Origin of the sequence: Rhodococcus sp. 1R11 (assembly GCF_004563845.1) — a bacterium.
GTDB lineage: Bacteria > Actinomycetota > Actinomycetes > Mycobacteriales > Mycobacteriaceae > Rhodococcoides.
Genome location: NZ_SPNG01000013.1, coordinates 139,943 through 156,151 on the forward strand (window position 1 = coordinate 139,943; position 16,209 = coordinate 156,151).

General features: G+C 63.7%; 18 protein-coding genes. 7 read left to right on the top strand and 11 right to left on the bottom strand.

Annotation, left to right across the window (positions count from 1 at the left end; genetic code table 11):
- The first annotated feature begins 167 nt into the window (after window positions 1-167).
- Together E4P29_RS21305 and E4P29_RS21310 are read left to right on the top strand one after the other, a co-directional pair.
- The gene (locus tag E4P29_RS21305) at window positions 168-1,736 is read left to right on the top strand and encodes a PucR family transcriptional regulator (RefSeq protein WP_135047093.1); all 1,569 of its coding nucleotides are present in this window, start codon (window positions 168-170) and stop codon (window positions 1,734-1,736) included.
- A gap of 7 nt (window positions 1,737-1,743) precedes the next feature.
- Complete coding sequence (locus tag E4P29_RS21310) at window positions 1,744-2,379, top strand: DUF2461 domain-containing protein (protein ID WP_135047094.1); 636 nt, start codon at window positions 1,744-1,746, stop codon at window positions 2,377-2,379.
- A 10-nt stretch (window positions 2,380-2,389) separates the two neighbouring features.
- Here E4P29_RS21310 and pucL read toward each other — a convergent pair whose 3' ends face one another.
- Genes pucL through uraD (E4P29_RS21330) form a run of 4 tightly spaced genes read right to left on the bottom strand, consistent with a single transcriptional unit; the run spans window position 2,390 to window position 6,053 of the window.
- Window positions 2,390-3,310 carry a factor-independent urate hydroxylase gene (gene pucL / locus E4P29_RS21315; RefSeq protein WP_135047095.1) on the bottom strand — a complete coding sequence of 307 codons (921 nt, stop codon included), beginning with the start codon at window positions 3,308-3,310 and terminating at the stop codon, window positions 2,390-2,392.
- 1 nt (window position 3,311) lies between these two features.
- Complete coding sequence (gene uraH / locus E4P29_RS21320; protein WP_135047096.1) at window positions 3,312-3,638, bottom strand: hydroxyisourate hydrolase; 327 nt, start codon at window positions 3,636-3,638, stop codon at window positions 3,312-3,314.
- On the bottom strand, window positions 3,635-4,138 hold the full coding sequence (gene uraD, locus E4P29_RS21325; protein ID WP_135047097.1) for a 2-oxo-4-hydroxy-4-carboxy-5-ureidoimidazoline decarboxylase: 504 nt from the start codon (window positions 4,136-4,138) through the stop codon (window positions 3,635-3,637). Before uraD (E4P29_RS21325) ends, uraH begins: the two co-directional genes overlap by 4 nt.
- 10 nt (window positions 4,139-4,148) lie before the next feature.
- Window positions 4,149-6,053, bottom strand: a complete 1,905-nt coding sequence (gene uraD, locus E4P29_RS21330) for a 2-oxo-4-hydroxy-4-carboxy-5-ureidoimidazoline decarboxylase (RefSeq protein ID WP_135047098.1) — start codon at window positions 6,051-6,053, stop codon at window positions 4,149-4,151.
- 177 nt (window positions 6,054-6,230) lie between these two features.
- Between uraD (E4P29_RS21330) and E4P29_RS21335 the strand changes: the two genes are divergently transcribed.
- The gene (locus tag E4P29_RS21335; RefSeq protein ID WP_135047099.1) at window positions 6,231-6,764 is read left to right on the top strand and encodes a nucleotidyltransferase family protein; all 534 of its coding nucleotides are present in this window, start codon (window positions 6,231-6,233) and stop codon (window positions 6,762-6,764) included.
- A gap of 91 nt (window positions 6,765-6,855) precedes the next feature.
- Here the strand turns inward: E4P29_RS21335 and E4P29_RS21340 are convergent, their stop codons facing one another.
- Window positions 6,856-7,362: an alpha/beta hydrolase gene (locus tag E4P29_RS21340; RefSeq protein ID WP_135047100.1), complete on the bottom strand. Its 507-nt coding sequence runs from the start codon at window positions 7,360-7,362 to the stop codon at window positions 6,856-6,858.
- Between the two features lie 168 nt (window positions 7,363-7,530).
- Between E4P29_RS21340 and E4P29_RS21345 the strand changes: the two genes are divergently transcribed.
- The 4 genes from E4P29_RS21345 to E4P29_RS21360 all read left to right on the top strand — a co-directional run bounded on the left by E4P29_RS21345 (window position 7,531) and on the right by E4P29_RS21360 (window position 10,080).
- Window positions 7,531-7,932, top strand: coding sequence for a VOC family protein (locus tag E4P29_RS21345; protein WP_135047101.1), 402 nt, complete (start codon window positions 7,531-7,533; stop codon window positions 7,930-7,932).
- A gap of 5 nt (window positions 7,933-7,937) precedes the next feature.
- Window positions 7,938-8,579 (top strand): class I SAM-dependent methyltransferase, encoded by a 642-nt coding sequence (locus E4P29_RS21350; RefSeq protein ID WP_245154436.1) that lies wholly within the window; start codon window positions 7,938-7,940, stop codon window positions 8,577-8,579.
- A gap of 88 nt (window positions 8,580-8,667) precedes the next feature.
- Window positions 8,668-9,495: a hypothetical protein gene (locus tag E4P29_RS21355; protein WP_135047102.1), complete on the top strand. Its 828-nt coding sequence runs from the start codon at window positions 8,668-8,670 to the stop codon at window positions 9,493-9,495.
- A 15-nt stretch (window positions 9,496-9,510) separates the two neighbouring features.
- Window positions 9,511-10,080 carry an AAA family ATPase gene (locus E4P29_RS21360; protein WP_135047103.1) on the top strand — a complete coding sequence of 190 codons (570 nt, stop codon included), beginning with the start codon at window positions 9,511-9,513 and terminating at the stop codon, window positions 10,078-10,080.
- A gap of 10 nt (window positions 10,081-10,090) precedes the next feature.
- Here E4P29_RS21360 and E4P29_RS21365 read toward each other — a convergent pair whose 3' ends face one another.
- From E4P29_RS21365 to E4P29_RS21390, 6 genes are all read right to left on the bottom strand, one after another.
- Entirely contained in the window at window positions 10,091-10,777 is a 687-nt protein-coding gene (locus tag E4P29_RS21365) for a haloacid dehalogenase type II (RefSeq protein ID WP_135047104.1), read from the bottom strand.
- Window positions 10,774-11,190 (bottom strand): DUF1707 domain-containing protein, encoded by a 417-nt coding sequence (locus tag E4P29_RS21370; RefSeq protein ID WP_135047105.1) that lies wholly within the window; start codon window positions 11,188-11,190, stop codon window positions 10,774-10,776. Before E4P29_RS21370 ends, E4P29_RS21365 begins: the two co-directional genes overlap by 4 nt.
- A gap of 83 nt (window positions 11,191-11,273) precedes the next feature.
- Window positions 11,274-13,067 carry an acetyl/propionyl/methylcrotonyl-CoA carboxylase subunit alpha gene (locus E4P29_RS21375; RefSeq protein WP_135047106.1) on the bottom strand — a complete coding sequence of 598 codons (1,794 nt, stop codon included), beginning with the start codon at window positions 13,065-13,067 and terminating at the stop codon, window positions 11,274-11,276.
- Between the two features lie 127 nt (window positions 13,068-13,194).
- A complete protein-coding gene (locus E4P29_RS21380; RefSeq protein ID WP_135047107.1) occupies window positions 13,195-14,664 on the bottom strand; it encodes a condensation domain-containing protein in 1,470 nt (489 codons plus the stop codon).
- A 134-nt stretch (window positions 14,665-14,798) separates the two neighbouring features.
- On the bottom strand, window positions 14,799-15,212 hold the full coding sequence (locus E4P29_RS21385; protein ID WP_135047108.1) for a SufE family protein: 414 nt from the start codon (window positions 15,210-15,212) through the stop codon (window positions 14,799-14,801).
- The gene (locus tag E4P29_RS21390; RefSeq protein WP_135047109.1) at window positions 15,209-16,105 is read right to left on the bottom strand and encodes a sulfurtransferase; all 897 of its coding nucleotides are present in this window, start codon (window positions 16,103-16,105) and stop codon (window positions 15,209-15,211) included. Before E4P29_RS21390 ends, E4P29_RS21385 begins: the two co-directional genes overlap by 4 nt.
- Window positions 16,106-16,209 lie beyond the last annotated feature (104 nt).

Sequence of the window (16,209 nt, forward strand, 5' to 3'; positions counted from 1 at the left end):
CTCATTCTCGCCGGCCCGGATTCACCGCCCGGTGCGCCTTCTCGAACTGTAGTGACTTTCTGTTACCGATCTCGGTGCTCTCGCGATACGCCCGAAACTCGGTGGAAACAAGCCGCGCTTATCTTTGCCTCCGGCACGGCCGAACACACGAGGCGGGAGGTTCAGCGATGTACGTCGGAGACCTACTCGACGCCTCGCACCTGGGCATCCGATTGCTCACCTCCGATCGCGACGCCCTCGGACGCACCCTGCGGTGGACGTACACCACCGACCTACCCGACCCGTCCCGGTACATCGCGGGCGGCGAGTTGGTGATCACCGGACTCGTGTGGCGGCGCACGCCCGAGGACAGCGAAGTGTTCGTTCGATCAGTGGCCGGATCCGGTGCGACGGCGTTGGCTGCGGGGGAGGGGTTGCTCGGCCACATTCCGCTCGATCTCGTGGACGCATGCGAGCGACACGGTCTGCCGCTCCTCGCTGTTCCCGACACCGTGTCGTTCGGTGAGGTCACCGAATTTCTCGTCGGCCGGGTCACCGGTGATCGAATTGCATCGCTGAACAATTCGCTCGTGCGCCAACGCCAGTTGCTCACCGCGGTCGCCGACGGCAGAGCGCTCGACGAACTGGCCCTGCATATCTCCAGGGAAACGGGAATGGCGTGCCTGGTCTTCACCGCCACCGGGCGTCGGTTGGTCACCGAGGTATCTGCTTTGTCCGACGCCGATGTCGACACCTTGACGCACGCGGCACTCTCGTCCGAAACACTTCCTGCGACAACCGTTCTCGAGGACGGATCGACCTACAGTGTCTTCGGCGTCGGGCCGTCGCTGGTACAGCGCACCACGCGATGGTTCCTGGCTGTGGCCGGAGACATGGACTCGTTCTCTCCCGACGTCTCCGAGGCGTTCGGACAACTCGCAGCCATCGCGGCGCTCGATCGTGCTCGGCGGGAAGAAGGACGGCTGGTGCGGCGTGAGATCGCAGACCAGGCTGTGGCGTTGATCGAACACGACAGCACCGGATTCGAGGCACTGACCAGGCTGCGCCAGGCAGGAGTCGACCCCGACAAGCCGCTCGTCGTCGTCAGAGTTGCCCACAGCGGTCGCGTCGACCTGCGAGAGATGCTCCGGTCCGTCGTCGGGGACACCCTGACCTCCTTCGGCGGTGGGTGCGTCGGATGCAGCGCACACGGCGACATCGTCGCAGTCGTCAACACCGACGACAGGCTCTTCGCGCAGACCGTCCGAATTCGGCTGTCCAGGTTGCGCTCCGGAATCGGACCCAGCCGGATACATGTGGGCGTGAGCGCCGTGGCCACCGGGCTGACCATCGACGGCGCGCTGAGGTCGGCTCGTCACGCGCTCGAACTGAGCAGGCAGGGATCCGCAGCGGTGACGGTCACTGCAGGAACCCAGCCGACCTCGGCAGTGTCGATGATGTCGGCGCTTCCCGACGACGTACGAAAATCGTTCGTCGAGCACGTCCTCGCGCCGCTGCTCGAACACGACCGACGCACCGACGCCGACCTGACCCACACCCTGCGGGAGTTCCTGGCCAACGGAGGGTCCTGGCATCGCACCGCGGAGTCGACGCACGTCCATCTCAACACCGTCCGATATCGCATCAAACGCGTGGAGGAACTGCTCGGGCGAGATCTCGGCTCCACCGCGGACAGACTGGATGTCTACCTCGCCCTGCAATCCTTGCCTCGGGCGTCGGCCCACGGCGCTGCATAATGGGGAAATGACTGCAGGCTTCACCGGAATCCCCTTCACTGCTCTGGACTTCTACGAAGACCTCGAAGCCGACAACAGCAAACTCTGGTGGAACGAACACAAGGATGTCTACGACAGTGCCGTCAAGGCACCGATGACCGCGTTGCTGGCGTATCTGGAACCCGAATTCGGAAGCGCCAAACTCTTTCGGCCGTACCGGGACGTTCGATTCTCGAAGGACAAGACCCCGTACAAGAGCCACCAGGGTGGGTTCGTCGCACGGGGTGACAGCCTCGGCTACTACGTTCAGATCGATCCCGCCGGATTGTTCGTCGCAGGAGGCTTCTACAACAGTTCCCCGGATTCGATCGCGCGGTTCCGAAAGACCGTCGACGACGACGTACGCGGAGCCGAACTCGAGACGTTGCTGGCCGCGCTGACGAAATCCGGGTTCGAGATCGGTGGCGACGTGCTCAAGACCAAGCCGCGGGGTTACGAGATCGACCATCCGCGCATCGATCTGCTGCGGCACAAGACTCTGACCGCCGGCAAACATTTCGGCTCACCGGCATGGCTCGAAACCCCGAAGGCCGCAACCAAGGTACGCGACGCCTGGCGCGCGCTGAGCCCGCTGGTGGAATGGTCTGCGGCGCTGCACACGTGAGCGCACTGCGTTACCCGACGACGGAGTATGTGCGCCAAGCACTTCCGGCGTCCGGAGCGTCCTCTCGTTCGACCGTTGCCTGGATCAGACCGTAGGGCCGATCGTCGGCGTTGAACACCTCCAGGTTGTTCTCGATACCGAATTTGCCCAAGTCGTAGACGAAGTGGTGCTTGTTGGGGGCCGACATCGAGATCTCGGCAATGAACGGATACTTCTGCAGCACCGCCTCGCCCATGGCGTACAGGGTTTGCTGAAGAGCCAGCGACTGTAGATTGGCAAATCGCTCGATCATCGCCGCCTTGACGCCCGCGTACACCGCATCCCACTCGACATCGGTTGTGGTGTAGCGCCACTGCGCTGTCAGCGACGTCGCCATCACTCGGTCGGTCGTGGGCTCGAGAATTGTCAGGTCGTCTTCGAGGAAGCCGTGGAACTCCGAACCCGTCGACTTGAGAATCACCATCTCCTTGAAACCGCTGACGACCCAGGTTCGCTGCGCCTCGCCCTTGCCCTCGACCGTGACGGCCGAGGTACGAATTTCCTCGCCCTTGCGAGTCCACGTGTGGTCGTGCTCGACGCCGTCGACGACCGCACGCGCCCAGGCGTACTCCTCTAGTTCGATACGGGCACCGTCGACGGGCTCGACGTCGTCGACGTAGTGACGGGCGAGGTCGAGCCCGTAGCTCTCCAAGTGGAGCAGACCCTTGGTCTTGGCATACGCGTACGCGGTCTGCTTCTGGGTGTCGGTGGGCAGAACGGCGGACTGATCGCCGGCCAGGTGTGCGGCAGAGAAATCGCCACGCAGCGCACTCGATACGTTGATGTCGTGAATCTCGTGCCGCGGAGAATCTCGATAGATCCGCACCACCCGGTTCTCGGCTTTGCCGTACTGATTGGCTCCCAGAACGATCTTTCCGGTCAGGTCGGTCATGTCAGCTCCCGCGGTAGGTCGAATATGCGAAGGGGGACAACAACAACGGCACGTGATAGTGGGCGTCGGGGTCGATGACGGTGAAGGAGATTGACACCTCGGGGTAGAAGCTCGGGGTCGATGTCGCCTCGAAATACGATTTCGTGTCGAACGAGAGCCGGTACACGCCCGGTTCGACAGGTCCAGGAATCACCTCACCGATGCGGCCGTCTCCGTCGGTCGTGGCCGTCGAGATCTCGCCCTGTTCGGAATGGAACAGCCGCACGCGCATGCCGACTGCCGGTGTGCCCGCCGTGGCGTCGAGCACGTGCGTGGACAGCCCGGTCACTGCGTCGGTCCCAGCACACGGCCGAGGCGAATTCGGTTGATCTTGGCCAGTTCCACGCGGAGCACCCGTCTTTCGGTTTCGGCATCGTTGTCGAGCCTCTCCTCGAGGATAGCGAGCAACTCCTCGGCCGACCTGCCGGTCGCGCACACCAGATACACGTGCCCGAACTTCTCCTCGTACGCGCGGTTTCCCGCCGCCAACTTCTCCCGCACTTCGGTGCCCGCAGTGGTCACCGCGGCCTGCTCGCGCTTGGACGACGGGTTGTCCGCCGTCCCTCCGATCCGGGGATGGCCGTCGAGTGCATGATCTATCTCGGCCTCGGGCAGTTCGGCAAGTACCCGATCTGCTCTGTCCAACAAAGAGTCTCGGCTGGCGAACGGTCTACCCTGGGCGACTCGACGGGCCCAGATCGAGGACGCGCAGCACTCGAACAGTGCATGCATCGCCTGTCGATCGGAGAGCTTGTTGAACCCGTCGAGTCCTATCCATTCGTGCAGCACATCTCGCTCGCTATCTGAAGTCGTTGATCCGGCCGAACCGCGCGGCCGCGATGGGGTTGGCGTCCGCAACCAGATCGTCGAACCGATAGTTCGCGATCTTGGCGATCTCGATCATCGCGAAAGACCGCTCCGCCGACGGCGCATTTTCCACCCGCGACCATCCGTTGGCCAGAACTCGATCGTAGCGTTCGGTTTCTCGGGCGCAGATCACCAACGGGAACCCGAAGTGTCGCCGATACTCGGCGGCGAGCTGAACGATGTTCTCGTGTTCGTCCTCTTCGAGGTTGGACAGTCCGACGTGGTCGGCAGCGTTGAGGGTGCCCGTCGCATCCTCGCTGCCGAGGTCGGGGTAGCTGTTGATCAGCTCGATCTGTTCCTCGGTGCTACCGGCCAGCAATGCTTCCTGGAATGCCTCACGCAGACCGTGGGCATCGGCGAACGGGCGCTGCTGATACGCACGCTCGACGACCCACGGGGTGCCCTGCACCAGACCGCCGAACGTGGCGGCGAACTCCTCGGCCGACATCTCGTTGACCCGGTCGAGGGTGATACCTGTACCCGGACCGCCGGCCACGGCCTGGCCGCGATTTCCGATGTGGAAGAACAGTACGTTGAGAACGATCGCAGAGACAGCGCCCAGGACGATTCCGCTGCCGAACAGCATCTCGAGCCAATCCGGCACGCCCTGCGAGACAGTGGGTTGGATCGTGACGAGCATCGCCAGCCCGAGACTGGTGGCGACGATGATCAAGTTGCGATGGTCGGTGAAGTCCACCTTCGACAAAGTCTGAATTCCGACGACGGCGACCGTCGCGAACAAGGCCAGTGCCGCGCCGCCGAGTACCGGTGGCGGAATGGACGCCACGACCGCGGCCGTCTTCGGCAGCAGACCGAGCAGAATCATGATGCCGCCCGCGCTGGCGACCACCCACCGACTACGCACACCGGTCAGTCGGACCAGGCCGACGTTTTCGGAGAATGCCGTGTACGGGAACGAGTTGAACGTGCCGCCGATGACGGTGGCAACTCCATCGGCCCGCAGCGTGGCAGCGATGTCGTCCTTCTTGATGCGCTTGCCTACGATCTCACCCGTCGCATAGACACTGCCGGTGGTTTCGACCGCGATGATGAGCATGACGACGATCATCGAAATGATTGCGACGACACTGAATTTGGGCACACCGAACAGGAAGGGCTGGGTGAATCCGACCCACGATGCCTCCCCGGTACCGTCGAAGTTCATGTCCCCCAACGCGAACGCGACGGCACTGCCGATGACCAGACCGAGCAAGACGGCGATGGTGGCCATGAAGCCCTTGAAGAACCGTTGGATCAGCACGATGATCAGCAGCGTGCCGATCGCGTACGCCATCCATCGACCATTGGTCGGATCCTGTTCGTGTGTCGCAGGATTGGTCACCGCATCGTTGACCGCTACCGGCAGCAACGCGACACCGATGATCGTGATGACGGTTCCGGTCACCACCGGTGGGAAGAAGCGCAGCAACCTGCTGAAATACGGTGCCATGAAGAACGTGACCAGACCGGCGACGATGACGGCACCGTAGACGTACAGCAACCCCTCGGTGCCGCCGCCGTTGGCCATTGCGATCGCGATCACCGGTGACACACCGGCGAATGTGACACCCTGCAGAAGTGGGAGTCGGACACCGATCTTCCAGAACCCGACCGACTGAATGATCGACGCGATACCGCAGGTGAAGAGGTCCGCGTTGATGAGATGGATCAGCTGTTCGTTGGTCAGCCCGATTGCACTGCCGATGATGATCGGTACGAGAACGGCACCGGCGTAGAACGCGACCACGTGCTGAAACCCGTACGCCGCCAATTTCGGAACAGGGAGCACTTCGTCGACGGGATGGACGCGCTTACGTGTGATGGGCTTGACGGACATCGGTGGGCACCTCGCGGACGCAACAGGGTGGATTCCTGCGACGCTGCAGGAGAAGTGCACCAAGAATCGGTCATTGCGACCGCCGCCGCCAGTCGAGCGAGCACAAAGTTTTCGCCGCGCTCGAGGCGCGTGTTGTGCGATCATCCAAGACTCGGCAGTACGACTGAAGGAGCGACGATGTCCGACGCTGTCGTGGGAGTGGTCCTGGCCGCAGGTGCCGGAACGCGATACGGATCGCCCAAAGTGCTCGCGCACGACGGATTGTGGCTTCGCACGGCTGTGCAGGCACTGACCGATGGTGGTTGTGACCAGGTGATCGTTGTGCTGGGCGCAGTCGACGTGACTGTGCCCGATGGCGCGACTGCTGTACACGCTCCCCACTGGGAACAGGGAATGAGCGCATCGTTCACCGCCGGGCTCGAAGCAGCATCGGATGCGGCGTACGCAGTGGTGCACGTGGTCGACACCCCGGATGTCGGGTCCGACGTGGTGCGGGCAGTCCTCGACGCCGCGCACGAGACCGGTCTCGCCCGAGCCGTGTTCGACGGCCGCCCGGGTCATCCGGTCGTTCTGGCGCGTCGACACCTCGAGGAGGCCGCGGCATCGGCGTCGGGAGACTCGGGGGCGCGGGAGTTCCTGCGGGGTAGGGACGACGTGATCGCCGTCGAATGTTCGCAGTGGGCAACGGGAATCGACCACGACTATCGGTGAGCGGACACCCAGTCTGCATGTTCGACCGAGTCGGCCTCGTCATCGACTACGAGGATCGGGACCAGTAGAAAGCGTCCCCGCGGGGACGCTTTCATCCGAGGATTTCGGCGGCAACGGCGTCGATCATGCCGTCGAACTGGTGACCACCGCTGGGATAAGCGATCACGGTCGCCGACGGTAGCGCGGCCGAGTTCAGCGCCAGATGCGACACGGGGACTACCTCGTCGTCTCGGCAGTGCAGCAACGTCAGGTCGGTCTGCGGTTCGCCGGTGAGCGCGTACTGCGCCACGTCCCAGCCCTGTGGACTCCAGTCCGGCATGGCCAGCAGCGTGGCTCGCTCCGAATGGGCGCGCATGGGTTCGGTCAGTACCCGAACCACGATCGTGGCTCCGAAAGAATGCGCGACAACGCGGTCCGCAGGTCCTGCGTCGTCGAGCAGTTTCCGAACCGGAACAGCCCAGGCCTCGTAACCCATATCGCTGTCGGACAGTTCCGGCATGACGAGGTCGAGACGCAGCGCCTCAGCCAATCCCTGCGCCAGCTCGGTGTCGTCGACGAATCCGCCGGCACCATGAACGAACAGAAGTCGGCCGACCATGCTGAGGTCCTTTCCACGGCAATGCTGTCATCGGAGAAGACCGAATCGCGGCCGAGAATTCACCGGTTGACTCGGATTCGGAGTCCGTGCGAGCATCGTCGGCAGCGTCGCGTGTCGATGACGGACTGCGTCAGGCATGGAGGCGTCGTACTGCCCAGGAGGCAGCGCATGTCCGTTTCGTTCGATCACACCATCATTGCTGCGAAGAACAGTTCTGCGTCGGCGGCGTTCTTTCGCGAACTGTTCGACCTGCCGGAGGCACCCTCGTGGGGCCCGTTCGTCAACGTACAACTCACCGACGGGACGTTGATTCAGTTCGCCGAACCACCGGTGGACGACATTCAGTTCCAGCACTATGCCTTTCGGGTGACCAAGGACCTGTTCGATGAGGCCTACGCCAGGCTTGTCGACAACGAGGTCGAACACTGGGCCGATCCACGGATGACTCGGCCCGGGGTGGTCAACACAGATCACGGTGGTCGTGGGGTGTACTTTCGCGACCTCACCGGCCACTTCTTCGAGATGCTGACGCGCTCGTACCTGGCCGAAACGGACGAGTCTGTACCGTGACGTTCGTGGCAGAACTGCAGCACGTTTCGATGACGAGGGCGGCATACGACACCGTCGCAGAAAGCTACGCGGATCTGGTTCGCGATGAGCTGGACGGCAAGCATCTGGAACAGGCGCTGCTGGTCGCATTCGCGGAGCGTGTCGACGCTGGGGACGTCGTCGACGTGGGATGCGGATCGGGGCGCATCGCGGGCCACCTGCGTCGCCTGGGTCTGAGCATGACCGGAATCGATCTGTCGCCCAGCATGATCGACGTTGCGCGTCGCGAATTTCCGGACGTCCGTTTCGTCGTCGGCGCGATGCAGTCGCTCGTCATGGGCGACCGCACCGTCTCGGGAATCGTCGCCTGGTATTCGATCATCCACACCCCGCCGGCCGAGCTGCCGCAGGTGTTCGCCGAACTGCACCGGGTGCTGCGTCCGGATGGACTGCTGCTGTTGGCATTTCAATCCGGGGATGAGCGGGTGCGACTGGAACAGGTGTACGGACACTCGGTCTCGTACGACGCCTATCGACTGGACCCCGACGCCATTGCACAGATGGTGGTCGACGCCGACTTCGAGATCGAGGTCCGAGTGCGCCGGGCTCCGGTGGGATACGAGTCGACGCCGCAGGCATTTCTGATGGCGCGCAAGCGAACATCGTGACATCTCGAGCCCGATAGCCTCGGCAACGCGACAGGCGATTGTCGCTGATGTCCACTCGGCCAACTTTTCGATGGGTAGGATCGGCCCGATGTGCGCACCCCGTCCACGCGTTCTGTTCGTCACCGACTTGGCGTATCTGTCGAGGGGCCGACGCTACTGCGACGAAGACATCTTTCTGTCGTCGCAGCTTCGCGAATGGGTCGACATCGCGCTCTGTCACCCGCTCGATGCGTTGGCACTGATGGATGGATTCGATGTTGTCGTCGTCCGGAACTCCGGACCTGTGCTGGGATACCAGGATGCTTTCGACGCGTTTGCTCGCCATGCGCGCGAGCACGGTACGAGGGTCTTCACCCAGCTCACCGGCAAAGGCGACCAAAGAGGAAAGCAGTACCTGGTCGATCTGTGTGCGGATGGATTTCCGGTGATCCCCACCGTCGACAGCCCGCGGGACGTCTCGTGCTTACCCGAGGTGGAAACCTATGTGGTGAAACCGAAATGGGGTGCCGACTCGATCGGTATTCGTAACATCGGGCGGGCCGATCTGTCGAACGTCGAGCCGGGCAGTTTGATCCAGCCGCGAATCGACTTCGTGTACGAAGTGTCGTTCTACTTCATCGGCCGCACAGTGCAATACGCCCTGTACGCTCCGGACCCCGGCCGACGTTGGGAGCTGGAGTCGTACTCGAGTACTGCTCAGGACGAAGAGTTCGCGCAACGTTTCGTCGACTGGAACGACATCGACCACGGAATCACGAGAGTTGACGCATGCCGCACCGTCGACGGAGCACTGCTGTTGGTCGAGCTCGAAGACCTGAACCCGTACCTCTCACTGGACCGGTTGCCCGAGTCGGCGCGTAGGGAGTTCGTGAACAACATGGCGGAGGCGATCGTAGCGCTCTGTGCCGAACGGTAGAGGACGGAATCATCCATGATTCTCGGACCGAACGATGCGGTACCCCGCCGCCCCTCGCGAATCGTGGTGGCAGGAACATCCGGTTCCGGTAAGACGACGCTGTCGGCACGGATCGGTCTCGTGCTGGATATCGAGCACGTCGAGATCGACGGCCTGTTTCACGGTGAGAACTGGACGCCCCGTGCCAGTTTCGAGCAGGATGTGGACGAGTTCATCGCCCGCCCGGCCTGGGTGACCGAGTGGCAGTACAGCGTCGTGCGGGATCGGCTCGCCGATCGGGCCGACCTCTTCCTGTGGCTCGATCTGCGGCGTCGAACGGTCATGCGGCAGATCGTGATTCGTACGTTGCGTCGACGGTTCGGTAGAACAGTGCTGTGGAACGGAAACGTCGAGCCACCGCTGCATCGCATATTTTTCGATCGCGAACACGTCGTACGGTGGGCCTGGAACACACATCGGCTGACGGCCGAGCGCGTACAGCGACTGGGCAGGTGCCGTCCAGACCTGACGATTGTACGGTTGCGATCGCACGCAGAAGTGGACAGGTGGATGGCCGATCGACTGATCCCGGCGGCGAGAATTTGAACTGCAGCCTTCAGCAGTTCAGTCGGTCGGCGAGGGACTCGATCGAGTCGACGCTGTAGGTCCACTCGGCCTCGGGAGCAAGGTCGGACGTCTGCGTCGGTCCGTGTTCCAGCGGGCGGGCGACGAATGCGGTTGCGAAGCCACACTCGGCTGCGGCGGCGAGGTCGCTGTTGTGGGCCGCAACCATCATGCACTCGTCGGGACGAAGCCCGAGGATGTCCGCGGTACGCAGGTAGGCGTCGGGCATGGGCTTGTACGCCTGCACCGGTTCTGCGCCGAGGATGGCGTCCCAGGGGAGTCCGGCGTTCTTGGCCATATCCAGCAGTAGAGAGATGTTGCCGTTCGAGAGCGGTGCTACGACGAACTCGGTGCGCAGCCGCGTGAGCCCGGGAACGGAATCGGGCCACGGCTCCAGTCGATGCCACGCGAGATTGAGTGCGGTCGTGGCGTCCGAATCAAGGTCGATCTCGAACTCGGAGAGCACCGTTCGCAGGGACTCGAGGTGGAGTACGTCCAACCGAGTGAAGGGCCGTGCGCCTGACCGCACCTGTTCCATGGCCGGTTGATAGAGGCTCCGCCACCGATCGGCAAACCGATAGCTGTCGACTCCCGGCCCGCAGATGCCGGTGACTTCGCGGGCAATGCTCGTGCGCCAATCGACGACGGTGCCGAAGACGTCGAACAGCAGAGCTTTCAACTCTTCTTCTTCTTTTTCTTCTTGTCCGCAGGATGTCCTACCGCGGACAGGATGGCTCCGGCCAGCGGAATGAGAAGGAAGAAAAGCCACTTCTGATCGAAATCGGTGACGAAGAACAGCGCGAGTGATCCGAAGATGACGATCGGCATCACCACTGCCGCCCAATCGATTCCGCGGTCCTTCACGGCCGGATTGCCGGCGTCGGATCGGGCCACCGACGCAGTCCCGGACGCGGCGGGCAGGTCGACGAATACCGATTCGAGCTGTCCACGAGTCGTCGCGGAAGCGATTGTGGCACTGCGCTCGTCGAATTCGGGGACCGTCAGGCGACCCTCGCTGAAGTGCTGACCCAGCACGTCGAGCGCCTTCTCGCGATCAGCGGTACCGATGCGTATTTCCGGAAGTTCGGACATTGCTACAGGGTAGCGCTATCCACGCCGCCGTTCGATGCCGAAAGTCGCCCGGGGGTCGATCCGTTCGGCATCGAACGTCGGTGTCACTTGATTTCTGCGAGGACGGTGCCTTGGGTGATGGCGTCGCCTGCGGTGACGCTCAGGCCGGTGATGGTGCCTGCTTTGTGGGCGTTGACGGGGTTTTCCATTTTCATCGCTTCCAGGACCGCGACGAGGTCACCGGCCTCGACGCTCTGGCCTTCCTCGACGGCGACTTTGACCACGGTGCCCTGCATGGGTGCGGTGACCGCATCACCGGAGGCTGCTCCGGCTCCGGCACCGCCACGGGTACGCGGCTTGGGTTTGCGCCGCACCGCACCGGCAGACCCACTGTTGCCGCCGCCGAGGGTGAGCTCGCCCGGCAACGAGACCTCGACGCGTCGACCCCCGACCTCGACGATGACGGACTGCCGCGGCAGGACCTCGTCGTCGCTCTGGGGCTGGCCTGCGGTGAACGGGGGAACCTGGTTGTCCCATTCGGTTTCGATCCACCGGGTGTGCACCGAGAAGGAGTCACCGTCGCCGATGAACGCCGGGTCGGAGACCACCGCAGCGTGGAACGGGATGACTGTCGCCAGGCCTTCGACGGTGAATTCGGCCAGGGCGCGGCGGGAGCGGGCGAGGGCTTCCTCACGGGTGGCTCCGGTGACGATGAGTTTGGCGAGCATCGAATCGAACTGGCCGCCGATCACACTGCCGGATTCGACACCGGAATCGACGCGCACTCCCGGCCCGGAGGGGGCGGTGAAGGTGGTGACCGGGCCGGGGGCGGGCAGGAACCCACGCCCGGCGTCTTCACCGTTGATCCGGAACTCGAACGAATGCCCCCGCGGTTCGGGGTCTTCGGTGATGGTCAGTTCTTCGCCGTTGGCGATGCGGAACTGTTGCAGCACCAGGTCGATGCCGGAGGTTTCCTCGGTGACGGGGTGTTCGACCTGCAGGCGGGTGTTGACTTCCAGGAACGACACGAGGCCGTCTTGGCCGACGAGATATTCGACGGTCCCGGCACCGTAGTAGCCCGCTTCGAGGCAGATGGCTTTGGCGCTGGAGTGGATTTCTTTGCGTTGGGCGTCGGTGAGGAACGGGGCGGGGGCCTCTTCGACGAGTTTCTGGAAGCGGCGTTGCAGGGAGCAGTCGCGGGTGCCGGCGACGATGACGTTGCCGTGCTGGTCGGCGATGACCTGGGCTTCGACGTGGCGTGGCTTGTCGAGGTAGCGTTCGACGAAGCATTCCCCGCGCCCGAACGCAGCGACCGCTTCGCGGGTCGCCGAATCGAACAACTCCGGGATTTCCTCGCGGGTGCGGGCCACTTTCATGCCGCGGCCACCGCCACCGAACGCCGCTTTGATCGCGATCGGGAGGCCGTGTTCGTCGACGAACGCCAAAATCTCGTTCGCGTCTTTGACCGGTTCGGAGGTGCCGGGGACCGAGGGTGCTTTGGCGCGGGCGGCGATGTGGCGGGCGGTGACCTTGTCGCCGAGGTCGCGGATGGACTGCGGGGAGGGTCCGATCCAGATCAGGCCGGCGTCGATGACGGCCGCCGCGAAGTCGGCGTTCTCGGACAAGAATCCGTAGCCGGGGTGGATGGCGTCGGCTCCGGATTTGGCGGCGGCGTCCAAGATTTTGTCGATAACCAAATACGACTCCGCAGAGGTTTGTCCGCCGAGGGCGAATGCTTCGTCGGCGAGGCGGACGAACGGGGCATCGGCGTCGGGCTCGGCGTACACAGCGACACTGGCCAACCCGGCATCAGCAGCCGCCCGGATCACCCGAACCGCGATCTCACCACGATTGGCAACAAGAACCTTGGTGATCTGAGCACTGGCATGGCTGGGCACTGAGCCTCCTACAGATGTGTTTTTCGCATGCATCGTCACGAACGTCACGTCGGAGTCTAAGCACCGACGCGGTCGTCGCTGCAATCGGTCCAGGCCGCTGCGGCGCGTCCAGGGCGAGAGGATGGGACTACTGGCTGGTAGCGATCCGCCCGGTATCGGAGTGCCCGGGATCGGGATGCTGGGACGTTGCGGCAGAGAAGGAGGCAGTACCGGTGTCGGCCACCTCTGTCAGCAGGGCGCGAAAGGTGCCTATGTATTCGTGTACCCGGGCAGTTGCGACCTCGGTGTTGGGATACCGAGCCGCGATGTTGATTCCCTGAGGTGTCCGATTGATCCAGATGTACACGTCGTGTTGGTACTGCTTGCTACGCAGCGCACGCGCGTTCCAATCGGGCCAGTGCTCTGCCGCCGGAGCGAACCGCACATCCATGAACGAGACGACGAAACGTGGCCGAGCCGAGTAGCCGAGGGTAGTGAAGACGCGATCGAGCGGAACCCGGGCAATCGGCTTGGTCCTCTTCACCTCGGCCGATGCAGCGGCGACGACCGAGCCGAACGACTCCGCGTCGGCGATGTCGAAAGAGATGGGGCACAGTCCGACGAACCACCCCAGAGCCGAGGCCCATTGGGGCTCGTCCCGGGTGTGTACCGGGGTGACAGTACGAAATTGTGTGCCGCCGCCCAGCTCGGCACCGGTGATGGCCAGGACCCCCAGCAAACCGGCGAACAAACTGTGCCCGGTCTTTCGGCATGCGACGGAGAACGAATCGGCTTGCTCGGGATCGAGCACCCAAGCAGAGAGGCCGCCCTGAGGTACGTCGTCCGGGCTGGGGTCGCCGATGTCGAGCGGGAAGTCGGGTAGCTGGCCGTCGCCGTCGATCAACAGATCGCGCCAGATCGCAACGGCCTCGTGCGAGTGTTCCAACTCCGCATTTCGCTCGCGTTCGGAGGATCCGAAGTCGAGATAACTACCGGCCTCGAACAGTGCGGCGGGTGTCCCGCCGAGCTCCTCGCCGTAGAGGGCTGCGATCTCGTGGGCGACCAGGACAGTGGACAAGCCGTCGATGATCGAGTGATCTGCTGCGAAGAAGACGGTGATCGGCCGCGTCTCGTCCAGTGGTTCGAGAGTGACGAACGCGTAGGCGGGCCAGATCAGGGGCGAGGTGAATTCGTCGAACAGATACTGCAGATGCTCGAAGACCTCACTGGACTGCGCGCACCGTTCCTGCTCGACCTGCCAGATGTCGATGGCTCCCTGAGCAGCGGTCACGCGGGTCATCTCACCGGTCGCCTCGTCGATCGACGCGCTCGACCGCATGGCTTCGTGCCTGTCGATCCAGTTCAGCACCGCCCGCCGGAAGGCGTGCTTGTCGAGGGGGCCGGCAATCTCGAACGCCGCGCCGAGCCACGACTCGCGTCCGCGGCGGGGGCTGCTTTGGCTGGTACGCAGGTGCGCCTCGTGGACGTAGGACGTCGGGCGAGGATCGGGCTGCCATCCGGCGGCTTCGGGAGTGTGGGCGTGTGGGCCGACACTGGGAATCCATTCGGTGAGCGTGCCCGCGGGAACCGCGTAGTCCGCCAACTCGGTGAACTCCATATCGGCAGCAACCAGCCTTCGTCAGACGCATTCGGGGGATTGTTCGGAGAGCGGGCAACGATGCCCACTACCGAAGTCTACCGACGGCGGCGTGTATCGATCAAGACGAAGGCCGGGCGCTGCCGACCTCGTGGTCAGCGCAGGTGCCTCTTGATACGTGCGAGCATCGCCGACATCCCTCGTAGGCGCAGGGGGCTCACCGCATCGCTCAATCCGAGGGCCGAGTAGAAATCGTCCGGAACGTCGAGGATTTCCTGCGCGCTGAGACCGTCGAGCCCTTGCGCCAGGATCGAGGCGAATCCGCGAGTCGTCGGAGCCTCCGGCGGCGCGCTGAAGTACAGCTCGATCCGGTCGGGATCGGATGCGTCGACCGACAGGAACAGCGGCGACTGACATTCGGGGACCGGCTCCATCGCATCCTGGGCGAGGTGTTCCGGCAATGGCGGTAGTTCACGGCTGAATTCGAGCAGGAGCTGCAACTTGTCCTGGCCCTCGACTGCCGCGAAATCCTCGACGATCTCGGCCAACGATTCTGGAAGGGCACTCATCGTGCGGCCGGTGCCGATCCGGGTTCCTCGCCCTTGGCGATCGGAACGCGCACAGCATTGCCCCACTCGGTCCACGAGCCGTCGTAGTTGCGGACGGACTCGTACCCGAGCAGATGCGTCAGCACGAACCAGGTATGGCTCGACCGCTCGCCGATGCGGCAGTACGCGATGACCTCGTCGGTCGCAGAGGTGTCCGAATAGATCTCGTCCAGTTCTGCGCGTGAGCGGAATCGACCGTCCGGCGCTGCTGCCTTGGCCCAGGGGATGCTGACCGCGGTCGGAATGTGGCCGCCGCGCAACGCACCTTCCTCCGGGTAGTCGGGCATGTGGGTGCGTTCGCCGGTGTATTCCGCGGGGGAGCGTACGTCGATCAGGGGCACTGAGCCGAGAGCTCCGAGCACGTCCGAGGCGAATGCGCGGATCGGTGCGTCGTTCCTCTCGACCACGGGGTAGTCGGTTGCCGGGAACTCGGGCACATCGAGTGTGGTGTCGCGGTTCTCGGACAGCCAGGCATCACGTCCGCCGTCGAGCAGGCGCACGTCCTGGTGTCCGAACAGGGTGAACACCCACAGTGCGTAGGCGGCCCACCAGTTGCTCTTGTCGCCGTACACGACGATGGTGTCGTCACGCGAAATGCCCTTGCGGCTGAGCAGTTTCGAGAACTGTTCGCCGTCGATGTAGTCGCGCGTGACCGGGTCGTTCAGGTCGAGGTGCCAGTCGATCTTGACCGCGCCGGGAATGTGGCCGACGTCGTAGAGCAACACGTCCTCGTCGGATTCGACGACACGAAGCCCGGGCGTACCGAGGTGAGCGGACAGCCATTCGGTGGATACGAGACGATCCGGATGCGCGTAGTCGGCGAACATTGCGTTGGAATCGGTTGGTACAGGCACGTATCGGCTCCTACGGAAGATATTCGGCTGGCGGCCCGCTCGGGGGTGAACGGTCTCCGAAGACAATCCTATGCCGTACCGCCACCGAGTGGCGGGAGTCGTCG